Below are 20906 nucleotides of genomic sequence, written 5' to 3'. Positions count from 1 at the left end.
CTCAGTCCCATTCCAGGCCGCCGCGCCGCCATACGTACGCGTACGCGACGAAGACGGTGAGCACGAAGAGCAGCATCTCCACGAGCCCGAAAATCCCCAGGGCGTCGAAGGTGACGGCCCAGGGGTAGAGGAAGACGATCTCGATGTCGAAGACGATGAAGAGCATCGCCGTCAGGTAGTACTTGATGGGGAAGCGCCCGCCGCCGGCCGGCGTGGGGGTCGGCTCGATCCCGCACTCGTAGGCCTCGAGCTTGGCCCGGTTGTATCGCTTCGGACCGATCAGCGTGGCCATGACCACGGAGAAGATCGCAAAGCCTGCCCCGAGGGCTCCCAGTACGAGGATGGGCGCATACGCGTTCACCGCTCCTCGCTCCTCTCAGTCGGCACTGACTGCTGGCGATGGCATCGGACTCACACCAACCTCATACGCCGCTCCAACCCCGCCCGTCCCGGGCGAAGATCGAGAACATGTGAAGCAGGTCACAAGCCCAACTGCCTCGCATCTTATGCCCGCCGCTCTGTGATCTGCGACACGGGGTATTACACAAGCTTTGTGATCTCCACCACCTGACGAAGGATCATGAAGTCGGATGAGCAGTGATCTTCGTACGTGAAGCGTCCGAGTGATCACCAGAGGTGACATTTCCGCTCGTCGGTGCAGTTTGCGAGGGGCGTCTCAATATCAAGAGACTTCCCTTGCATGCAAATTGGCGCTGGACGAGATGTCCTGTTATTGGGCCGCGTTCACACATCGGAGGGAGGCGCGCGGTGCGATGTGGACGCGTGCACGCATTCACGAGCGGGGCCCGGTCGTGACCCGAGCGCAATCGGGTCGTGATCTTCGCGCGAGACGCGCACATTGCCGTGACCGTTGCGTGACCTCCGCCACACCGCGAGAGGCGCCCGAGAACGGGGCTTGGCCACCGGTCCCAACCAGTGGTAGGCGCGGGGCAATTCGGGCGTAATCATGAAAGGACGTGATCAAGGGCCTGATGGGCCGCGCCCGCAATGTCCGTTACGGCGTCAATAAAGAGCGAGACACCCGGAATTCGGGGCGCCGGCTGAACAACTGTGGCGCACCACACGTTTCTTGAAGGTATGGAGGAGCCCCTGATACCGGTTGTTCTCATGTCCCACACCGCTCACATACGCAGCCACCGGAAGCCCCGCCGCAGCGCGACGACGAGTCTCGCGGTGCGTGCCGGAGTTGCCGGTGGCGTCCTCAGCATGGCTGCGGCGGGCGCGTCGGCCTCGGCGAGCGCCGCCGAGACGACGCAGACCCTCGAACTGCCCACCCTGACGGCCGATCTGGCCTCTCAGGTCGCCCAGTCCGCGGACGCCACGCAGCAGGCAGCCGCGAACTACGAGCTGCAGGCCGAGCGTGACGCGGCCGCCGCAAAGGCCGCGAAGCAGGCCAAGGCGGACCTCGCGGAGGCGAAGAAGAAGGCCGAGGCCAAGAAGAAGGCCGAGGCCGCTCGCAAGGCCGCCGCGGAGCGGGCCGCTTCCCGCAGCGCGGAGCGGACCACCCTTGCCGCCACCACGACCACCACCTCGACGTCCACGGCCACCGGTTCGGCCGCCGCGATCGTCAACTTCGTCAAGGCTCAGGTCGGCAAGGCCTATGTGTCCGGTGCGACCGGTTCGTCCGCTTACGACTGCTCGGGCCTGGTGCAGACCGCCTTCAAGCAGATCGGCATCAGCCTGCCGCGGGTCTCGCAGGACCAGTCGACGGCCGGCACCCAGGTCGGGCTGAGCAACCTGCAGCCGGGCGACATCCTGTACTGGGGCAGCGCGGGCAGCGCGTACCATGTGGCGGTGTACGTCGGCGACGGCATGTTCGTCGGCGCGCAGAACCCGTCGAGCGGTGTCGTCGAGAAGCCGCTCTCCTACGACCCGCCGACCGGCGCGGTGCGGGTGCTCTGACGCACCCCACAGCACAACACGTGCAGCACGGACGCACGGAAGGGCCGCAGCCGCTCGGGGGCAGCGGCCCCTCCGTCCTTTCCGCCGGGGCCACCCCCGGGCGGGCCTATCCCAGGTCGAAGGTGTTGGGCAGGCCGAGCCTGTAGCGCAGTTCGTCGACCCGCTTCAGGGGCTCCATCTCCGGCGGCCGGTACAGCTCCCAGATCTCACACGGCTCCGCGTCCGAATTGTCTGCATCCAGGAGGGCGTTGACGGCCCGTCGCGCGGACTCGTTGGCGCCTTCCATCGTCGCCAGGTCGACATCGGTGTGGACGTAGTCACCGGCGAGGAAGAAGTTCGGGACATTCGTGCGGGCCGAGGGGCGGTTGTAGAGCGTGCCCGTGGGGTGGATGAGGAGCTGCTCGCGATTCTGCGGGTTCGGGCCGCCGAGGCCCGTCACCGCCGGGTCCATGAACCAGCCGAGGCGGTCGTCGTCCGTGAGGGTCGTCTTGCCGGAGTCGTTGAGGCCGTCCTTCAGTTGGGCCCACAGCTCGGCGACGATCTCGTCCTTGGTGCACTCCTTGGCCGTCTTGCCGTACAGGATGCCGGGCTTGTCCCATTCGGAGATGATCGCGGACAGGCAGTCGTGGGCCTGTCCGTCGCCGTAGTCGCGCGAGAAGTCCCTTACGTCCCAGAACTGGGCCTGTCCGACGCCCGTCACCGACCAGGGTGAGTCGAGACAGTTGATGTGGCCGTGCACGACGGGGGTGGGCGTGCGCAGGTAGAACATCACGCCTGTCATCCAGTCCGTCCGCAGTGCGTCGCACTTGGCGAGCTGCGGGTCGGCGGCGCGCAGGGCCTGCCCCCATGTCCCGCGCGCGTGCTCGACGGGCATCGCGGAGACGTAGTGGTCGGCGGTGACGGTGCGCTCCTGGCTGCCGTCGCGGGCCGCGACGCGTACGCCGGTCACGCGGCCGCCCTCGTACACGACCTCCCGGACCTGCGTCCCGAGCACGAACTCGACGCCCAGGGAGCGCAGACGGGTCTCCCAGGGGTCGATCCACGCCTCGCTGGTGGGGGCGTTGAGGACGCGGTCGATGTCGGCGTCGCCGTCCAGGCCGCGGCCGAGCAGGCCCCAGAGGATCAGGGCCTCGATGATGATGCGGCCGACGGTGCGGGTGGACGCCACCTCCGCGCGCGTAGCGACGAGGTTGCGGGTCTGGCCGATGCCGAGGAGGGTCCGGTACTCCTCGCTCATCTCCTCGGCGCGGATGAAGTCCCACCAGGCGGTCTTCTCCCACTGGTCCTCGCGGCGGGCGTCGCAGCTGGTGAGATGGACGAGGAGACGGTCGGCGAAGTAGGCGGCCTCATGGGCGGGGAGGCGGGTGCCCAGGTCCAGGGCGGAGAGGATCTGGTCGCGGAGCCAGGACGGGGTGATGTCGCCGGGGGCGGGCGGCGTGGTGAGGCGGCGCAGGGGGAAGTGCAGGTCCGCTCGGCCGGAGCTGCGGGCGAACAGCTCCTCGGTGGCGCCCCGCAGGTTGCCGTGGACGCCGTTCGCGTTGCCGGGGAAGGGGATGCGGCGCATCGTGTCCGGCAGGTTCCGGTAGAAGCCGGGGAAGAAGCGGAAGCCGTGCTCGGCCGGGAGCGGCGCCCGGCCGCCGGTTCCCGTGCCCGGGACGGGCATCGAGCGGGCCTTGCCGCCTAGGACGTCGTAGTACTCGTAGACGGTGACGGCGTAGCCGCGTTCGGCGAGTTCGTGGGCGGCGCTGAGGCCGGAGACTCCGCCGCCGAGGACGGCGACGTGCTTGCCGGCGGAGGCTGCGTTCGCGCGTCCGGCAGGCCATAAGGCGAGGGCGCCGGCCGCTCCCCCGGCGCCGGCGAGGAAGCGTCTGCGGGTGTGGCCGGTGTTCTCCTGCGGCTGCTGCGCGTGTTCTGTTGTCATGAATACCGGAGGGTAGGGAGGGGCTCCGCAGGCCGGAACCCCGTTTTCCCGCCACCCACAGCATCCTCACAATCACAAGGAGGCACAGGCATGCCCAGCGTGTTCGTACAGGGGAGGCCCGTCGACTCGTATCCGCGGCTCGCGCCCGAGGCCCGCCGCGGGGAGGTGCGGCGCGTCACCGAGGTCGGTGAGGAGGTCCTGCACAAGCCCTGCAGGGACGTCACCGAGTTCGGGCCGGACCTCGCCGCGCTCATCGACGACATGTTCCTGACCATGTACGTCGCCGAGGGAGCCGGTCTCGCGGCGAACCAAGTAGGCGTCGATTTGCGCCTGTTCGTGTACGACTGCCCGGACGACGACGGGGCGCGGCATGTCGGGCACATCGTCAACCCGGTCCTCGACACCCTCGACCCCGCCGGACGCCGGCTGCTCGACGAGAGCGAGGGGTGCCTGTCGGTGCCGGGCGCCGTGATGGACGTACCGCGTCCGGACCGGGCCGTGGTGCGGGGGCTGGACAAGGACGGCGAGCCGCTCGTCATCGAGGGGACCGGGTACTTCGCGCGCTGCCTGGCACATGAGACGGACCATGTGAACGGGCACGTCTACCTGGACCGGCTCTCCAAGCGGGAGCGCAAGGACGCGCTCAGGCAGGTGGCGGACCGGCGCGACGAGGTGTTCGCGCGCCGGGCCGCCAACCTGGAAGCCCTGAACAGCTAGTTCACACAAGCCCTGAACAGCTGGTTCACGCCTTCGGGGCCACCTTGCTCAGCCCGTTGATGATCCGGTCCATCGCGTCGCCGCCGGTCGGGTCCGTCAGGTTCGCCAGCAGCTTCAGGGTGAACTTCATCAGCATGGGGTGGGTCAGGCCGCGCTGGGCCGCGATCTTCATGACCTTCGGGTTGCCGATGAGCTTCACGAAGGCGCGGCCCAGCGTGTAGTAGCCGCCGTAGGTGTCCTTGAGGATGCGCGGGTAGCGCTGGAGGGCCAGTTCGCGGCTCGCGGGCGTCGGGCGGGCGTGGGCCTGGACGATGACGTCGGCGGCGATCTGGCCGGATTCCATGGCGTAGGCGATGCCCTCGCCGTTGAAGGGGTTCACCAGGCCGCCGGCGTCGCCGACCAGGAGCAGGCCCTTGGTGTAGTGGGGCTGGCGGTTGAAGGCCATGGGGAGGGCTGCGCCGCGGATGGGCCCGGTCATGTTGTCAGGTGTGTAGCCCCAGTCCTCGGGCATGGAGGCGCACCAGGCCTTGAGGACCTCGCGCCAGTCCAGCTCCTTGAAGGAGTCGGAGGTGTTCAGGACGCCCAGGCCGACGTTGGACGTGCCGTCGCCCATGCCGAAGATCCAGCCGTAGCCGGGGAGCAGACGGTCCTGGGGGCCCCGGCGGTCCCAGAGCTCCAGCCAGGACTCCAGGTAGTCGTCGTCGTGGCGGGGCGACTCGAAGTACGTGCGGACCGCGACGCCCATCGGGCGGTCCTCGCGGCGGTGCAGGCCCATCGCCAGCGACAGGCGCGTCGAGTTGCCGTCAGCGGCGACCACGAGCGGGGCGTGGAAGGTGACTTCGCGCTTCTCCTCGCCGAGCTTGGCGTGGACGCCGGTGATGCGGCCCGTGCGGTCGTCGATGATCGGGGCGCTCACATTGCAGCGCTCGAAGAGCCGGGCGCCCGCCTTCTGGGCGTTGCGGGCGAGCTGCTCGTCGAAGTCGTCGCGCTTGCGGACGAGGCCGTAGTCCGGGAAGGAGGCGAGATCCGGCCAGTCCAGCTGGAGGCGGACGCCGCCGCCGATGATGCGCAGGCCCTTGTTGCGCAGCCAGCCGGCCTCCTCGGAGATGTCGATGCCCATCGCCACGAGCTGTTTGGTGGCGCGCGGGGTCAGGCCGTCGCCGCAGACCTTCTCGCGCGGGAACTCGGTCTTCTCCAGCAGGAGCACGTCGAGGCCGGACTTGGCGAGGTGGTACGCCGTCGTGGAGCCGGCCGGGCCCGCGCCCACGACGATCACATCGGCGGTGTTCTCGGAGAAGGGCTCGGGGGAGGGCTCGGAGTGGGGCTCGGTCACGACGGTCACGGCGGGATCTCCCCAAGTTCGAAAATCTCTGTGCCGAGCGGCACTGGACACAGGCAGTCTATTCAGCAGAATTGATCACCCGGCTGAAGGGCTGCCCTCGTGAACCGAGCTCTCCCCGTAGTACGGCTGCGCGTCCCCACCGACGAGGACGCGGTCGCCTGGCACCGGCTCTTCGACGACCCGGAGGTCATGGAGTTCCACGGCGGCAAGTCGGCGGCCCTCTCCGTCTACGAGGAGCTCACCGCGCGCCAGCGCCGGCACGACGCCGAGCGGGGCTTCTGCCTGTGGACCATGGTCGACGAGTCCGGGCAGGTCATCGGCTTCACCGGAGCCCAGCCGTGGCCGCAGGAGTGGGGGCCCAAGGGTGAGATCGAGATCGGCTGGCGGCTCGGGCGGGAATTCTGGGGCAAGGGGTACGCGACCGCGGCGGCGCAGATGACGCTGGAGCGGCTCAGGGCGGCGGGCGTGCCGCGCGTGGTGGCGATGGTCAGGCCCGGGAACGAGCGGTCCGTCGCAGTCACGCGGCGGCTCGGCATGAAGCCGGCGGAGACCTTCCCGCACCCGCGGCTCGACGAGGACGCGCTCTGTTTCCGGCTCGACCTCCAGAACAGTCACACAGAGTAACTGACTGCTACAGAAAGACACTTGGCGCTTCCGGTCGGCACCTCCGGGCGGTTACCCTTCCAGTACCGCTGGGGGTGACATCTGTGCGAATAACACCCAAAACACCCGAAGTGCGCGTACCGCGGCTTGTCGGACTCATGGCCATGGACGCGCGCAAGACGGCCGAGGCTACCGGTCTCTTCCTGAATGCGCCGGACCGGCCCGACTTCCACCAGACCGTGGTCGAGTACGTCGTACGGCAGTACCCGCAGCCCAATGCCGAGGTGCCGCGGGACTCCGTGATCTACGTGTGGTTCGACTTCGGTGAGGGAGAGGGCGGCGGAGGCGTGCGCGAGCCGCGCATCCCCGGGCCGTCGGGAGGCGGGCTGCAGCGCGAGATCGACGAGCCGGGCGACGAGTTCGAGGCGATCCGGTGCGCGATGTGACCCGAGACCGCGGCTGACTCGGACCCCGTGCAGAGGCTCAGGCCCGCTTGAATCCGCGGTGCAGGGCGACCACCCCGCCCGTCAGGTTCCGCCACGCCACCTTCGACCAGCCGGCCTTCTGCAGCCGCTCGGCCAGCGCGGGCTGGTCGGGCCAGGCACGGATGGACTCGGCCAGGTAGACGTAGGCGTCGGGGTTCGAGGAGACCGCGCGGGCGACGGGCGGCAGGGCACGCATCAGGTACTCGGTGTAGACGGTGCGGAAGGGCACCCAGGTCGGGTGCGAGAACTCGCAGATCACGACCCGGCCGCCGGGCTTGGTCACCCGGTACATCTCGCGCAGGCCCGCGTCGAAGTCCTGCACATTGCGCAGCCCGAAGGAGATCGTCACGGCGTCGAAGGTGTCGTCCTTGAACGGCAACCTCGTCGCGTCGCCCGCGGTCAGCGGCAGCCAGGGGTGCTTCTTCTTGCCGACCTGGAGCATGCCGAGGGAGAAGTCGCAGGGGACGACGTACGCGCCGGTTCGCGCGAACGGCAGCGACGAGGTCGCCGTGCCGGCGGCCAGGTCCAGGATCTTCTGCGCGGGCCGGGCGTCGACCGCCCGGGCCACCTCCTTGCGCCACACCCGGTCCTGGCCGAGCGACAGCACGTCGTTCGTCAGGTCGTACCGTTCCGCCACGTCGTCGAACATCGAGGCGACTTCGTGCGGCTGCTTGTTCAGGGAAGCGCGGGTCACGCTCGCCATTCTTGCAGTACGGCCCCTGCCGCCCGCTCAGGGGAGGAGCTTCGGTTTCTTCTTCGCCGCCACGTCCTCCACCCAGCCGCACAGCACGATGAACACCGCGATCAGGATCCAGCCGATGCCGAACATGAACCACTGGCTCTCCAGCGGCAGCCACCTCTCGAACGCGGGCACGTTCCAGAACTGGTCGATCAGCGGGACGGCCAGGATCAGCGCGATCTCGTGCCAGAGGTAGAGCGTCACGGCACGGGCGTTGAAGATCGTGACGATCCGGTCGGTGCGCCGGAAGCGGGTCAGCCAGGCGAAGTCGATACGGAAGTATGCCTTCGCCCACATCAGGAGCATGACGTACCCGGCCGACCAGAAGGCCTGGGCGAGCGGGATGTCGTCGAGGTCGTACGAGCCGGTCTCCGCCTGGTGCGTGAAGGCGTACCAGCCGCCGTAGCCGACCGCCGCGACGGACAGCAGGACGACGAGGGCCGGCTTCAGCCGCTGCAGGACCCCGTCGCGGTGGGCGAAGCCGAGGATCCAGCAGAAGAGGAAGGTCGCGAGGTCCGTCAGGGCACTGCCGAAGCGGTTGTCCGGGGGCTCCCACAGGAAGTGCACGACCAGGATCGGCGCGAGGGAGAGGAACAGGACCGCGACAGGCGCCAGCCGGAAGACCCTCAGCAGGATCGGGGACAGCAGCACGAACCACAGGTATGTGCGCAGGTACCAGAGGATCTCCCAGGCCTGCTCGCCCCACGCGTTGCCCGGCGGGTCGCCGAGCGGCACGATCCAGTAGACGATCTGCCAGCCCGGCATCCAGTCGTGGATCAGCATCGCGAGGACCACGAAGAAGCCCCAGAACCAGAACGGGGGCAGCAGCCGGCGCATACGGCTCTTGATCACCTTGAGCGCCGGGCGCTCCAGTGACTTCGCCATCAGGGTGCCGGCCAGGGCGAACATGATCCCCATGGAAGGGAAGACCATGCCTGCCCAGGCCCAGCCGAAGGTGTGGTACGTCACGACCCTTATGAGCGCTACGGCACGGAGGGTGTCGAAGTAGCGGTCGCGTCCCGGCGGTTTCGGTTGCGGCTGCAGGGCGGTGCTCTGGACGTCGGTGTCCGCGGCACCCGGCGCTGCAGGCTGTGCCCACCCTCCCCCACTCTCGACTTCGCTCGAGCGGGGGGACCCCCATCGCCCTGCGGAACGATTGCCCACAGCGGGAACAGCGGTACCAGCGGTACCAGCGGGAAGAGCCGGCACTCCCCTTCGGTGCGAACCCATCTCAGCTCACCCCCGCCGGAGTCCCGACCTCGCCGGTGCGCTTGAGCTTCTGCCAGCGCAGGCGGCCGCCGGTGAGGGCGGTGATGCAGGAGTGGATGAGGACGAGGTACATCATCTGGCGGTAGGCCAGCTGTTGCAGCGGCATCATCAGGAGGTACCGGTACTTCTCGCGGTCGAGGCGGAAGGCGTAGGCCGCGCACAGGAGTTGCACCCCGAGCACCGCGAGCCACGCGAGCAGCGCCGCCGTGAAGTCGACGAAGATCATCGAGTAGACGGTGAACACGTCGATGAGCGGGGCGAAGACCGGCGTGATGATCTGGAAGATGACGACCAGGGGCATGCCCACCCTGCCGAAGCGTCCCGAAGGCCCCTTGTCCGTAAGGGACTTGCGGTGTTTCCACAGCGCCTGCATGGTGCCGTACGACCAGCGGTAGCGCTGCGACCACAGCTGCTTGAGGGAACCCGGCGCCTCCGTCCAGGCCTTGGCGTGCTCCTGGTAGACGACCCGCCAGCCCTCGCGGTGCATGGCGATGGTGATGTCGGTGTCCTCGGCGAGGGTGTCCTCGCTCATGCCGCCGACCTGCAGCACCGCCTCGCGGCGGAACGCGCCGATCGCGCCCGGGATCGTCGGCATGCAGCGCAGCAGGTCGTACATGCGCCGGTCGAGGTTGAAGCCCATCACGTACTCGATGTGCTGCCAGGCACCGATGACCGTGTTGCGGTTGCCGACCTTGGCGTTGCCGGCGACCGCGCCGACCTCGGGGTCCGCGAAGGGCTGCACGAGGTGCCGTACCGTCTCGGGCTCGAAGACGGTGTCTCCGTCCATCATCACGACGATGTCGTAACTGGCGCTGCGCACACCGTTGTTGAGGGCGGCGGGCTTGCCCGCGTTCTCCTGGCGGATCACCCGGACGTTCGTCATGCCGAGCGAGAAGGCCGCCTCGCGTGCGATCTCGGACGTGCCGTCCGTCGAGCCGTCGTCGACCACGATGATCTCGATCGGATGGGTGCTCTTGGCGAGCGACTCGAGGGTGTTGGCGATGCACTCCTTCTCGTTGTACGCCGGGACGATCACACTCACCGGCCGGGTGACCGGCGCTCCCCAGCTGAAGCGGCGTTTGTTGCGCTGTCTGTAGTGGCGGCGGGCGAGGATCACCATCATCCCGAAGCGGCCCATGACAGCCACGCCCACGACCATCAGCCCGACCGAGAGCACCGGAAGCGCGTACTCGGCGACGGCTACGGCCACGATGAGCGCCTTGCCCTCGTAAAGGGTCGCGCCGGTGGCCGTGCGGTGTGCGGCCTGGAGCCGGGCGGAACTCGCACCGCCCTGTACGTCCCGGCCGCCCGTGACACCGGCGGGCTGCTCTCCCGTGGCACCCGCGGCACCGGTCCCCGCGGGGGAACCGGTCTGCTGACCCGTCGTCTGACGGTTGCTTGTGTTCTGTTTCTCGATGACGCCGCTGATGGTGGTGAAGGTATAGCCCTTCGCCTTCATCTTCTTGATGTACTCGGGCAACGCCTTGATCGTCTGCTCACGGTCGCCGCCCGCGTCGTGCATCAGGACCGACGCACCCGAAGTCCCCTTGGGCGTGGCCCAGTTGACGATCTTCGAGACGCCCGGCTTCTTCCAGTCGTCGCTGTCGGTGTCGACGAAGACGCTGGTGTAGCCGTCCTGGCCGAGCTTCTTGTAGACGGGCCAGCTGTAGTTGTCGATGGCGTCCGTCTCCGAGGAGTACGGCGCCCGGAACAACGTGGTCGTGATGCCGGCCGCGCCCGCGAGCGCGAGCTGGGTCTGCTCCATCTCACGGTCGACGCGGGCGTCGCTCTGGTAGGAGAGGTCGACGTGGGTGAAGGTGTGGATGCCCACCTCGTTGCCCTGCTCGACCATGTCCTTCACGATGCCCGGGTAGCGCGAGACCATCGAGCCGACCAGGAAGAACGTGGCCGGGATGTCGTTCTCCTGGAGAATCTTGAGAACTTCGGGCGTGTACGTGGGATTTGGGCCGTCGTCGAAAGTCAGGGCGATGGTCTTCTTCGGCACCGAGATCGTCGTGGCCCGACCGCCCCGGAAGGTGAGGATCGGCCCGCCGTTCAGGATCTTGTCGGGGACCTTGCTGGAACTGGCCCCGGTGCGTACGCGCTGGTCGCCGCCGACCTCGGCGCGCAGATAGCCGTCGAGCAGCATGACGCTGGTCAGCCCGAGCAGGAACAGCAGGGCGAGGATGACTCGCGGTTTCTGCAGCGCCGCGGCCTTCCCCGCCGCCCGCTGCATACGGCTGGGTGCGCGGCGGCGGCCGCGGGTGGTGGTTGTCGTCATAAGTGTGGCTGCGTTCCGGTCAGTTGGCCGCGCTGGTGGACGCGGAGGCGGACGCGGACGGGGCGGAGCTGGGCGGCTCGCCGGTGGCGGTGCCCGTGGGCGGCGTACCGCTGGGCTTCACGGGCGGGGTGCCGATGCCGCCCTGCGGCTCGGCGCCGCCGGGGCCGGAGTTGCGGGCGCCGGCCGGGCCGCGGCCCGCGAAGGGCAGCAGCGAGGACGGAGTCGCGGTGCCGATGCCCATGAAGGCCAGGCCCAGGATCACGGCGTACCCCAGACACAGGACACCGGCGAGGAGGCCGATCCGGCGCAGCAGCTTGGAACGGCGCCCGGAGTTGTCAACGAACACGGGCCCCTCGGCGGACCCGTTGCCGCGTTTGCGGCGGCGACCACCAGCGGTCGCGCGGTTTTCGATGGCAGGCTCGGAATGCATTCCCCAGACATTAGGGAGTCTTTATGTGACCGGGACGAGCCATCTTGTGAGGCACATATGAGAAACGCCTTAACCTGTCTCTCACCTGTGGAATCCCGCGAATCCCTGCGCAGCTCACCGCGGGGAAGAACGCATCGAATGTCCCATTTACCTGGTCCGAAAAAACCGTTTCATGCGATCTATCCCATGCATTTCCTGTGCATCAGCCGCTTTCATGAACACGGACTCCGTGTGAGACGTTTTCATTTCGAATAAGACTTTGTTTCACGCCTGAGACAGAAATCACGAGAGCAGGTGCATGCGAATGCCGAGTTTCCGGAAGCCGCTGGCCGGGTTCACTTGTCTGTTTGCCCTGGCCACGGCGGGCTGTTCCGCGGGCTCCGGCAGCACGTCGGACGCGGCGCCGAAACCGGGGAAACGGAGCAGCGCAGGCACCACCGCGTCGCCCTCCGCTTCTTCGTCCACTTCGTACGCCCCGTACGTGAGCGCAACGGAGGCCTCCGACAACGACTCCAGCGGCTCCCCGTCGACGTACAACCTGGCCTTCGTGATCTCCGACGGCAGCGACTGCACACCGACGTGGAACGACGAGTACGCCCTGGCCAACTCGACCGTGAAGTCCCGGATTTCGCAGCTCAAGGAGGACGGCGCCACCGTCCGCGTCTCCTTCGGCGGTGCCTCCGGCAAGGAGCTCGCGGCGACCTGCGACAGCGCCTCGAAACTGGCCGCCGCCTACGCCAAGGCGCTGGACGCGGCCGGCTCCACCCAGGCCGACTTCGACATCGAGGGCGACGAACTGACCGACTCCGACTCGGTCGCCCTGCGCTCCGAGGCGATAGCCCTGCTGCAGAAGGAGCGCAGCGATCTCGAGGTCTCCTTCACCCTCCCGGTCATGCCGTCCGGCCTGGACTCCGACAGCCTGGCGCTGCTCGAATCCGCGAACAAGTACGACGTCCAGGTCTCCACGGTCAACCTGATGACCATGAACTACGGCGAGTCGTACACCGGCGACATGGGCGACTACGCCCTCACCTCGGCCAAGGCCGCCCACACCCAGCTGAAGAAGGTGTTCGGCCTGTCCGACGCGGGCGCCTGGCAGGGCATGGCGCTCACCTCGATGATCGGCGTGAACGACATCGACAACGAGACGTTCACGCTCGCCGACGCGGCGCAGGTGCGGGCTTTTGCGGAGCAGAAGGAGATCGCCTGGGTGTCGATGTGGTCGACGTTCCGGGATCAGCAGTGTGAGGACGGAGAGTCGGCACAGGATGACGCGGCGACCAACTGCAGTGGGGTGAAACAGAGTTCGGGAGCGTTCGCGAAGGCGTTCGCGGGCTAACGGCGCCGGTGCACGAGCCGGCCCGCGCAGACCGTCGCGATGCATGCGCCGGTCTCGTCGAATACGGCGAGGTCCGCACGGCCCGTCTCGCTGATCGTCGTCGGCCGGGCACCCGGGAGGACCACCACGCCGTTGCGGTCGGCCGCCGCGCGGAGTTCGGGTGAGTCGGCATGCTCCGCCAGGACGGCCACCGCACCCGACTTCAGTACGGCGTGGATGCGTTCGCGCGGGGAGGGGGCGTCCGGGAGCGGGCCTTCATGGACGCGGCCGGGCCCGAGCACCCCGGGCCAGCGCCGCACCCGGGCGTCCGGAAACCGCTCCCGCACCTCCGCCAGCGTTCCCACCGCGGCGATCCGGCTCCCCTCGACCGCCACGGCGCCGTCCTTGACGGGCTCGGAGTCCCAGCCGTACCGGACCTCGTGCGCCGCGTGAATCGTCAGCACAGCTACGTCAGTTGGACGAGAGGAGCTTCAGCTCGGGATGCGCGGTGCCGCCCGCGATCGCCGTGGACGAGATGTGGGACATCACCCGCTCGTCGACGGGGTCGTTCGCCGGGTCGTCGTGGACGACGATGTGCTCGTAGGTCGTCGTCCGCTGGGCCGGAACGCGCCCGGCCTTCCTGATCAGGTCGATGATCTCGAGCCGGTTGGAGCGGTGCTTGGCACCGGCCGAGGAGACGACGTTCTCCTCCAGCATGATCGAGCCGAGGTCGTCGGCGCCGTAATGGAGAGAGAGCTGCCCGACCTCCTTGCCCGTGGTCAGCCAAGAGCCCTGGATGTGCTGGATGTTGTCCATGAACAGCCGCGCGATGGCGATCATCCGCAGGTACTCGAAGAGCGTGGCCTGGGTGCGACCCTTCAGGTGGTTGTTCTCGGGCTGGTAGGTGTACGGGATGAAGGCGCGGAAGCCGCCCGTCCGGTCCTGTACGTCACGGATCATCCGCAGGTGCTCGATGCGCTCGGCGTTGGTCTCGCCCGTGCCCATGAGCATGGTGGACGTCGACTCGACGCCCAGCCCGTGCGCGGTCTCCATGATCTCCAGCCAGCGCTCGCCGCTCTCCTTGAGGGGCGCGATGGCCTTGCGGGGCCGCTCCGGCAGCAGTTCCGCGCCCGCACCCGCGAAGGAGTCGAGGCCGGCGGCGTGAATACGGGAGATGGCCTCCTCCACGCTCACCTTGGAGATCCGGGCCATGTGCTCGACCTCGCTCGCCCCCAGGCTGTGGATGACGAGCTGCGGGAACTCCTTCTTGATGGCGGCGAAGTGCTTCTCGTAGTACTCGACGCCGTAGTCCGGGTGGTGTCCGCCCTGGAACATGATCTGGGTGCCGCCGAGTTCGACGGTCTCCGCGCAGCGCCGCAGGATGTCGTCCAGATCCCGCGTCCAGCCCTTCGCCGTGTCCTTGGGAGCGGCGTAGAAGGCGCAGAACTTGCACGCCGTGACGCACACGTTCGTGTAGTTGATGTTGCGCTCGATGATGTACGTCGCGATGTGCTCGGTGCCGGCGTACTTGCGGCGGCGTACGGCGTCGGCGGCGGCGCCCAGCGCGTGCAGCGGGGCGTCGCGGTAGAGGTCGAGCGCCTCTTCCGGCGTGATCCGGCCACCGGCCGCGGCACGGTCGAGGACGGGCTGAAGGTCGGCCTTCTCGGTCACCGGGGCGTCCCTTTCGTCAAGGGTTGTGGACAGACCCGACCAGCCTACGTCAGGCCGCGTACGCCCCGATCAGCAGCCCGAGGAACGCCCCGCCGATGAGGAACGGCCCGAACGCGAGGGCCGTCCTGCGCCCGGCCCGCCGCGCGACGACGAGTGCGCCGCCGTACAGGGCCCCGAGGAGAAAGGCGGCGAAGGTGCCGAGCATGACCGTCGGCCACCCGTACCACCCCAGGGCGGCGCCCAGCCCGAGCGCCAGCTTGACGTCCCCGAAGCCCATGCCACCCGGATTGATGAGGAAGAGCACCAGGAAGAAACCGCCGAGCGCGAGGGCTCCGTACAGCGCCGTGATCCAGTCGCCGGCGTGCTCGGGCAAGAGCGCCATCACACCGAGCAGCACGAGGACAAGGCCCGCGAGCGGCAGCGTCAGAACGTCGGGCAGCCGCTTCACCCGGAGGTCGACGACCGCCAGCAACACCCCGACGGGCCCGAGCAACAGCCACACACCCAGCTCGGGCCGGGTACCGGTGGCGGCGGCCAAGGCGGCGCAGACCAGGGCGGTGGCGAGCGAGAGGGCAAGCGCACGGGGACCGTACGACTGCCCCTGTACGGCGGTTTCCTGCGCGTCCTCTTCTACGGGTACGGGGCTGCCGGCGGCGCACTCCCCGCACCGGGCCCATCCGATCCAGCCGCCGGCCCACCCGCCGATCGGATGTCCGCCGGGGCAGGACTCCCGCCACGTCTCCTCGGGCGGCACGGAGAACCGGTAGGCGGCACGCGGCAACAGCGTCCCCACGGCCGCGCCCCACAGCGCGGCGACGGCGATCAGCAACCCGGGACTCACACGACGCCGAACAGAGAAGCGAGCCCGCGGTCGAGGGCCGGTTCCAGGGGCTCGCCGCCCGGCTCGGTGACCGTGTAGGAGCGGAGCAGGAAGCGGTTGAGGGCAGCCGTTTGGAAGCGGACCGCCGCAATGCCCTGCGGGGCGTGGAGTTCCACGACGGTGTGGGACGGGCCGTCCGGGCAGAGCCGCACCGTGCCGAGGCCCGCCGGGCTTCCCAGGCCCTCCTCCAGGAGGCTGCGGGCGAACGTCCAGGTCACTTCCTCTTCGTCGAGCGAGATCCAGGCCGGGAAGACGAAATGGACCGCCAGGGGATCGTCGGAGAGATAGCGGAGGGTGACGGGCACCGCCAGTTCGTCGTGGTCGGGGGTGAGCAGGTGGGCGCCGGTGGGCTGCTCCAGGGCTATGTACACGAGGGGGGCTCCCTTTTCGGGCATGTAGAGCATTTCGAGCATGTCGGGTTCTGCGGCGGCCAGTTGGGCCTGCGCACTCCTTAGAGCACGTCGAGGGGGTGGGCATTACGCCGCAACGGGAGGCAACTTTCGTGACGTGCGCCACATCGGGGATTAGCCGCAACTTTGATTGAAACTTTTGCCATCTAGGCTTACAAAACCTTCCCCGCCCTCAGTAGGCAACTGGAGCGTTCCGCCATGTCCGACGGTTCCCCTGCGGTGTCCGCACCGGCCTCCGCCACCCATGCCGCCACGGCCGCGTACGCCCGGATCTACGAGGAACAGCAGCCGCGGCTCGTCGCCTACGCCCGCTCGCTCACCCGGAACGCCTGGACCGCCGAAGACCTCGTCGCCGAGGCGCACTTCCGGGTGTGGCGGCGGCTGGCCGCGGGGCACGAGATCGACAACGTGCCGGCGTACCTGATGACGACGGTGCGGCATCTCGCGATCGCGGCGGGGAGCGCGGTGCGCGAGACGCCGCGGGATCCGCACGGCGAGGAGCGGGTCGAGGTGGTGGAACAGCGGAACGGGCACGGGGGCGATCCGGCCGAGCAGGTGTCCTCCGTCGACCTGGTGGTACGGGTGCTGGGGCAGTTGCCCGAGCGGTGGGTGAAGGCGCTCTGGCTGGCCGAGGCGGAGGGGCAGCCGCTGGCCGCGATCGGGCCGCAGCTCGGGACCAAGGAGGGTGCCACGGCTGTGCTGTTGCACCGTGCCCGGGAGGGGATGCGGCAGGCGTTCCTGCGGGCGCAGACCGGTGCGCCGGACGACCCCGCGTGCCAGGTGCACTGGGCTCGCATGCCGGCGTATGTGCGTGGCGCGGCGACGGCGAAGCAGTCCGAGCGGCTGCTCGGGCATGTGGACGCGTGCGACGACTGCCGGGCGCGGCTGGCCGCCCTGATGAGTGCCAACGACCGGTTGCCCGCGATCGTCGGTCCTGCGCTTCTGGTGTTCGTGGTGGGCGGTGCGGGCAAGTTCCTGCTCGCCTTCACCGCCGGGTCGGCCGGTGCGGCGACCGCGGCGGGCGGGCACGGAGGGCTGCTGCACGGAGTGCGTCAGGCGGCGGTCGGCGGTTCGAAGGCGCAGGCGGCGGTGGCTGCCGGGGCGGTCGTGGCGGGCGCCGCCGTGCTCCTCCTCGTGCTCGGCCCGGCCGACGCCGGTCAGGTTCCGGCGCGGCGCACACCGGTGGCCGACGCGCCCGTGGTTCAGGCGCCGGTGGCCGAAGCACCGGTGGGGCCGCCGTCGACGGCTGCGCGGAACGGGGGCCCGAAGAAGGACGACACGTCGGGTCGTGGGGCCGGCGTTCAGGGCAGCCAGCAGGTGCGCACGAACGACACCGACCGGACCGCAACATCCGTCCCGGAGCCCCGTGATACCGCTGAGCCCACGCCGGCTCCGGGCGGGGACACGGCCGGAGGCAAGACGGACGACACACCACCGCCGCCCCGGACCACACCGAAGGGCACCGATCCGGCTCCCCCGAAGACGGGCGGATCGGACGACGCCCCGAAGGCCCCGCCCTCGCCCCCCGAGCAGTCCCCGGAACCCCCGGCTCCGACGGAGCAGCCCCCGACGTATCCGGCGCCACCGACCGAGGCGCCTCCGGAAACCCCGGCGCCTCCCACCGACGACACACCCGAAACCCCAGCGCCGCCGACCGAGGAGACCCCGGAAACCCCGGCGCCGCCGACCGAGGGGACCCCCGAAACCCCGGCGCCGCCGACCGAGGGGACCCCCGAAACCCCGGCGCCGCCGACCGACGAGAACCCCGAAACCCCGGCGCCGCCGACCGACGAGAACCCCGAAACCCCGGCGCCGCCGACCGAGGGGACCCCCGAAACCCCGGCGCCGCCGACCCACGAGTCGCCGGAAACACCGGCCCCTCCCACCGACGAGACCCCCGAAACCCCGGGAGCTCCCTCCGACCACACCCCCGAGCCCGAGTCCCCGAGCGCGCCGTCATCGGAGCCCGAGACCCCAACTCCCGCAGATCCCGAGCCTGTTGAGGATCCGGCCCCCGCTACGGGCGACACCGGCACACCCCCGGTCACACCGCCCGCCCAGGACCCGTCACCGACCCCGCCCGGCCAGACCGGCTGCCCGGGCCCGCACGACCGGTGAGCGACGGGGGCCGAGGGACCGTCGGCCCCCTACTTCACCCGCGACATCCGAGCCGTCGGATTCCCCTCCGCCGAGCTCTCCGACACGTACTTCAGGTCGTCCCCCACCCGCGACAACCGCACCGTGTGCGCCGTCGGGTCGCACTGCGCGGGGTTGGACTTGGCGCCCACCGACACCGTGACGATCTCCTTCTTCGTCACCTTCTTCACGGTCAGCACGTCGTTGCAGACGCCCCCGAGCTGGTCGGTCTGCCGGAGTCGGCCCAACTCCTCGCCCACGCCCGCCTGATGAACGGTCAGCCGGAAGGTGCCGTCCGGCAGCGCTCCGTCGAGGGCGGTCGCCTGGCCCTCCCACGTGCCGATGTACGAGGCCGGGACGGCGCCCGCCGGGCCGGGGACTTCGCTGGCCGTGGCTCCCGGCGTCGTACTCGAAACCGAACTCGGCGCCGGTGAGTACGCCCCATGGCCGCTGCTCCCCGAGGCGCTGTCGTCCTCCTTGCCCGGCAACAGGTCGAACAGGAAGACCGACCCGACGGTCACCGCCGCCAACGCCCCCGCGACCGCCAGCGCCACCGTGCAGCTCAGCCGCCGCCCGCGCCCGCCGTCCCCCGGCGCGGAGGTCGCCGCCACGGACATGGTGAGCCTGCCGGGACGCTGCTCGACGGGAGGTGCGTCACGCGGCTCAGGCACGGAAGGAGCGGCTGACGGGGCGATCGGCATCACCGGCGCCGGCCCGAACTCCCCCGCCGTCGGCTGCCCGGCCCCTTCCCCGCCGGCCGTCACCGCATCGCCGACCGAAGGGCTGCTGAACCCCACCGGCCCCGACGCCGCCTCCCGGGCCTCCCCCGCCTCAAGATTCAGCAGCTGTACGGCACTTCGGCTCACCTGTTCCACCAGCGCGCCGGGCAGCCACCCGCCCGCCACCATCCGCGCCGCCCCCTCGGGAGCCAGCCGCCGTGCCACCTCACCGGGCGTCGGCCGACGCTCCGGGTCCTTGGCCAGGCACGCCTCCACCACTTCCCGCAACTCGCCGCTCAGCGAACCGAGTTCGGGCTCCTCGTGGACGACCTTGTAGAGCAGAGCCGCGGACGAGTCCCCGGGGAACGGCGGTTCCCCGGTCGCCGCACACGCCAGCACCGCCCCCAGCGAGAAGACGTCGGCCGCCCCCGTGGCCCCCTTCCCGAGGATCTGCTCGGGCGACATGTAACCGGGCGAGCCGATGGACACACCGGTGGACGTCAGGGATGCCGTACCGTCCGTCGCCCGCGCGATGCCGAAGTCGATCAGCAGCGGGCCGTCGAGCGTCAGCAGGACGTTGGACGGCTTCACGTCCCGGTGGACCAGGCCCAGTTCGTGCACCGCCGCCAGCGCCTCCGCCAGCCCCGCACCCAGCACTCGTACCGAATGAGCCGGCAGCGGGCCGCCGTCCGCGACCGCGACCGCCAGCGACGGACCCGCCGCATACGCCGTGGCCACCCAGGGGACGGCCGCCGCCGGGTCGGCGTCGAGCACCGGCGCCGTCCAGGCGCCGCCCACCCGCCGCGCCGCGTCCACCTCGCGGCGGAAGCGGGCGCGGAACTCCTCGTCGAGCGCGAAGTGCGGGTGCACGATCTTGACCGCGACCGTGCGGCCCCCGGCACTGCGACCCAGGTAGACGCGGCCCATACCGCCGGAGCCGAGCCGGCCGAGCAGCCGGTAGGGCCCCACGACGGTGGGCTCGTCGGCTCCGAGCGGCTGCATGGCGTCCACCCCTCCCCCGTATCCCCCGTAACGACGAGAAAAGGGTAGTGCGCCGTTCCCGTACGGCTTACGGCTTACGGCATACGTCTTACGGCTGCAGCAGATCCACCTTCACGTCCGCCGGGAAGCCGGTCGTCGGACCGACCCGCCGGGCGAACTCGGCGACCGCGGCCAGCTGTGGCCCGCCGAAGCGGAAGTCCAGCGTCGTGAAGTACCGCTCCAGGATCCGCTCGTCGAACTCCTCCCAGCGGGCCGCCTGCTCGGCGACCTTGCCGACCTCCTCCAGGGAGAGGTTGCGGGAGGCGAGGAAGGCCTCGTGGACGCGACGGGTGATGACGGGCTCGCGCTCCAGGTAGTCCCGGCGTGCCGCCCAGACCGCGAACACGAACGGCAGTCCGGTCCACTCCTTCCACAGCGTGCCGAGGTCGTGCACCTCGAGGCCGAACCGCGGCCCGTCGTGGAGGTTCGCCCGCAGGGCCGCGTCTCCGATGAGTACGGCCGCCTCGGCCTCCTGCATCATCAGGCTGAGGTCGGGCGGGCAGGTGTAGTAGTCGGGCTGGACGCCGTAGCGGTCGGCCAGGAGGAGCTGGGCCAGGCGGACTGACGTGCGCGAGGTCGAGCCGAGCGCGACCCGGGCGCCGTCCAGCTCGTCCAGCGGGACCTGCGAGACGATCACGCAGGACATCACCGGGCCGTCGCATCCCACCGCAATGTCCGGGAAGGCGACCAGGTCGTCCGCGTTCTTGAGGAACTCGACGAGGGTGATGGGACCGATGTCGAGGTCTCCCTGCACCAGCTGCTCGCTGAGCTTCTCCGGGGTGTCCTTCGTGAGCTCGAAGTCGAGGAGCGTGCCCGTCCTCGCAAGCCCCCAGTACAGGGGCAGGCAGTTCAGGAACTGGATGTGGCCGACGCGCGGCCGGGTGCGAGAATTGTCCACATCGCGAGGCTAGACCCCATGAGGTACGGTGCAGCCTTCAGGGTGGTGTGTTGCCGTCACCGCCGCCCCGTCAACCCCACTCGGGCGATCTTCAAACGTCTGGGTGACGTGATCTTGCCCTCT

At 69.6% G+C, this 20906-nt stretch carries 19 protein-coding genes; 6 read left to right on the top strand and 13 right to left on the bottom strand.

The genetic code is table 11. From position 1 onward, the window contains the following. Window position 1: 1 nt before the first annotated feature. Entirely contained in the window at window positions 2–361 is a 360-nt protein-coding gene (locus ACFY10_RS38400; RefSeq protein WP_003992243.1) for an NADH-quinone oxidoreductase subunit A, read from the bottom strand. A 767-nt stretch (window positions 362–1128) separates the two neighbouring features. Here ACFY10_RS38400 and ACFY10_RS38395 point away from each other — a divergent pair. Further along, complete coding sequence (locus tag ACFY10_RS38395; protein WP_390669939.1) at window positions 1129–1923, top strand: C40 family peptidase; 795 nt, start codon at window positions 1129–1131, stop codon at window positions 1921–1923. Between the two features lie 106 nt (window positions 1924–2029). Here ACFY10_RS38395 and ACFY10_RS38390 read toward each other — a convergent pair whose 3' ends face one another. Then, on the bottom strand, window positions 2030–3844 hold the full coding sequence (locus ACFY10_RS38390; RefSeq protein ID WP_390669938.1) for an FAD-dependent oxidoreductase: 1815 nt from the start codon (window positions 3842–3844) through the stop codon (window positions 2030–2032). A gap of 90 nt (window positions 3845–3934) precedes the next feature. Here ACFY10_RS38390 and def point away from each other — a divergent pair, with 90 nt between their 5' ends. Then, window positions 3935–4561, top strand: a complete 627-nt coding sequence (gene def, locus ACFY10_RS38385) for a peptide deformylase (protein WP_390669937.1) — start codon at window positions 3935–3937, stop codon at window positions 4559–4561. A gap of 25 nt (window positions 4562–4586) precedes the next feature. On the opposite strand, the gene ACFY10_RS38380 is transcribed toward def, so the two are convergent. Then, window positions 4587–5903: a geranylgeranyl reductase family protein gene (locus ACFY10_RS38380; protein ID WP_390669936.1), complete on the bottom strand. Its 1317-nt coding sequence runs from the start codon at window positions 5901–5903 to the stop codon at window positions 4587–4589. Between the two features lie 99 nt (window positions 5904–6002). On the opposite strand from ACFY10_RS38380, the gene ACFY10_RS38375 reads away from it, so the two are divergent. Together ACFY10_RS38375 and ACFY10_RS38370 are read left to right on the top strand one after the other, a co-directional pair. After that, window positions 6003–6527, top strand: a complete 525-nt coding sequence (locus ACFY10_RS38375) for a GNAT family N-acetyltransferase (protein ID WP_390669935.1) — start codon at window positions 6003–6005, stop codon at window positions 6525–6527. 110 nt (window positions 6528–6637) lie between these two features. Beyond that, a complete protein-coding gene (locus tag ACFY10_RS38370) occupies window positions 6638–6952 on the top strand; it encodes a PASTA domain-containing protein (protein ID WP_390669934.1) in 315 nt (104 codons plus the stop codon). A 37-nt stretch (window positions 6953–6989) separates the two neighbouring features. On the opposite strand, the gene ACFY10_RS38365 is transcribed toward ACFY10_RS38370, so the two are convergent. The 4 genes from ACFY10_RS38365 to ACFY10_RS38350 are packed head-to-tail and all read right to left on the bottom strand — an operon-like array spanning window position 6990 to window position 11710. After that, window positions 6990–7685: a demethylmenaquinone methyltransferase gene (locus tag ACFY10_RS38365; RefSeq protein ID WP_390669933.1), complete on the bottom strand. Its 696-nt coding sequence runs from the start codon at window positions 7683–7685 to the stop codon at window positions 6990–6992. A 36-nt stretch (window positions 7686–7721) separates the two neighbouring features. Beyond that, complete coding sequence (locus ACFY10_RS38360) at window positions 7722–8960, bottom strand: acyltransferase (RefSeq protein WP_390669932.1); 1239 nt, start codon at window positions 8958–8960, stop codon at window positions 7722–7724. A 1-nt stretch (window position 8961) separates the two neighbouring features. Further along, window positions 8962–11280 carry a bifunctional polysaccharide deacetylase/glycosyltransferase family 2 protein gene (locus tag ACFY10_RS38355; RefSeq protein WP_390669931.1) on the bottom strand — a complete coding sequence of 773 codons (2319 nt, stop codon included), beginning with the start codon at window positions 11278–11280 and terminating at the stop codon, window positions 8962–8964. A 19-nt stretch (window positions 11281–11299) separates the two neighbouring features. Beyond that, window positions 11300–11710 (bottom strand): hypothetical protein, encoded by a 411-nt coding sequence (locus ACFY10_RS38350; RefSeq protein WP_390669930.1) that lies wholly within the window; start codon window positions 11708–11710, stop codon window positions 11300–11302. Between the two features lie 304 nt (window positions 11711–12014). Here ACFY10_RS38350 and ACFY10_RS38345 point away from each other — a divergent pair, with 304 nt between their 5' ends. Then, entirely contained in the window at window positions 12015–13049 is a 1035-nt protein-coding gene (locus ACFY10_RS38345) for a chitinase (protein ID WP_390669928.1), read from the top strand. On the opposite strand, the gene ACFY10_RS38340 is transcribed toward ACFY10_RS38345, so the two are convergent. From ACFY10_RS38340 to ACFY10_RS38325, 4 genes are read right to left on the bottom strand one after another with little or no spacing between them, the layout of a single operon-like run. After that, on the bottom strand, window positions 13046–13492 hold the full coding sequence (locus ACFY10_RS38340; RefSeq protein WP_390669927.1) for a hypothetical protein: 447 nt from the start codon (window positions 13490–13492) through the stop codon (window positions 13046–13048). The two genes, ACFY10_RS38345 and ACFY10_RS38340, sit on opposite strands and share 4 nt — an antisense overlap. Window positions 13493–13499: 7 nt before the next feature. Beyond that, entirely contained in the window at window positions 13500–14699 is a 1200-nt protein-coding gene (gene mqnC / locus ACFY10_RS38335) for a cyclic dehypoxanthinyl futalosine synthase (protein ID WP_390669925.1), read from the bottom strand. Window positions 14700–14748: 49 nt separating this feature from the next. Next, entirely contained in the window at window positions 14749–15540 is a 792-nt protein-coding gene (locus ACFY10_RS38330; protein ID WP_390669924.1) for a prepilin peptidase, read from the bottom strand. Continuing rightward, window positions 15537–15974: an SsgA family sporulation/cell division regulator gene (locus tag ACFY10_RS38325; RefSeq protein ID WP_390669923.1), complete on the bottom strand. Its 438-nt coding sequence runs from the start codon at window positions 15972–15974 to the stop codon at window positions 15537–15539. Before ACFY10_RS38325 ends, ACFY10_RS38330 begins: the two co-directional genes overlap by 4 nt. A 213-nt stretch (window positions 15975–16187) precedes the next feature. Here ACFY10_RS38325 and ACFY10_RS38320 point away from each other — a divergent pair, with 213 nt between their 5' ends. Continuing rightward, window positions 16188–18107 carry a sigma-70 family RNA polymerase sigma factor gene (locus ACFY10_RS38320; protein ID WP_390669922.1) on the top strand — a complete coding sequence of 640 codons (1920 nt, stop codon included), beginning with the start codon at window positions 16188–16190 and terminating at the stop codon, window positions 18105–18107. 29 nt (window positions 18108–18136) lie between these two features. On the opposite strand, the gene ACFY10_RS38315 is transcribed toward ACFY10_RS38320, so the two are convergent. Together ACFY10_RS38315 and ACFY10_RS38310 are read right to left on the bottom strand one after the other, a co-directional pair. After that, the gene (locus ACFY10_RS38315) at window positions 18137–19846 is read right to left on the bottom strand and encodes a protein kinase (protein WP_390669921.1); all 1710 of its coding nucleotides are present in this window, start codon (window positions 19844–19846) and stop codon (window positions 18137–18139) included. Window positions 19847–19934: 88 nt separating this feature from the next. Beyond that, complete coding sequence (locus ACFY10_RS38310) at window positions 19935–20783, bottom strand: menaquinone biosynthetic enzyme MqnA/MqnD family protein (RefSeq protein WP_390669920.1); 849 nt, start codon at window positions 20781–20783, stop codon at window positions 19935–19937. Between the last annotated feature and the right edge of the window lie 123 nt (window positions 20784–20906).

It is taken from the genome of Streptomyces sp. NPDC001401, from assembly GCF_042895385.1.
Classification (GTDB): domain Bacteria; phylum Actinomycetota; class Actinomycetes; order Streptomycetales; family Streptomycetaceae; genus Streptomyces.
The sequence above is the reverse complement of the archived record's forward strand: the minus strand, read 5'-3'. Positions and strand labels throughout refer to the sequence as shown.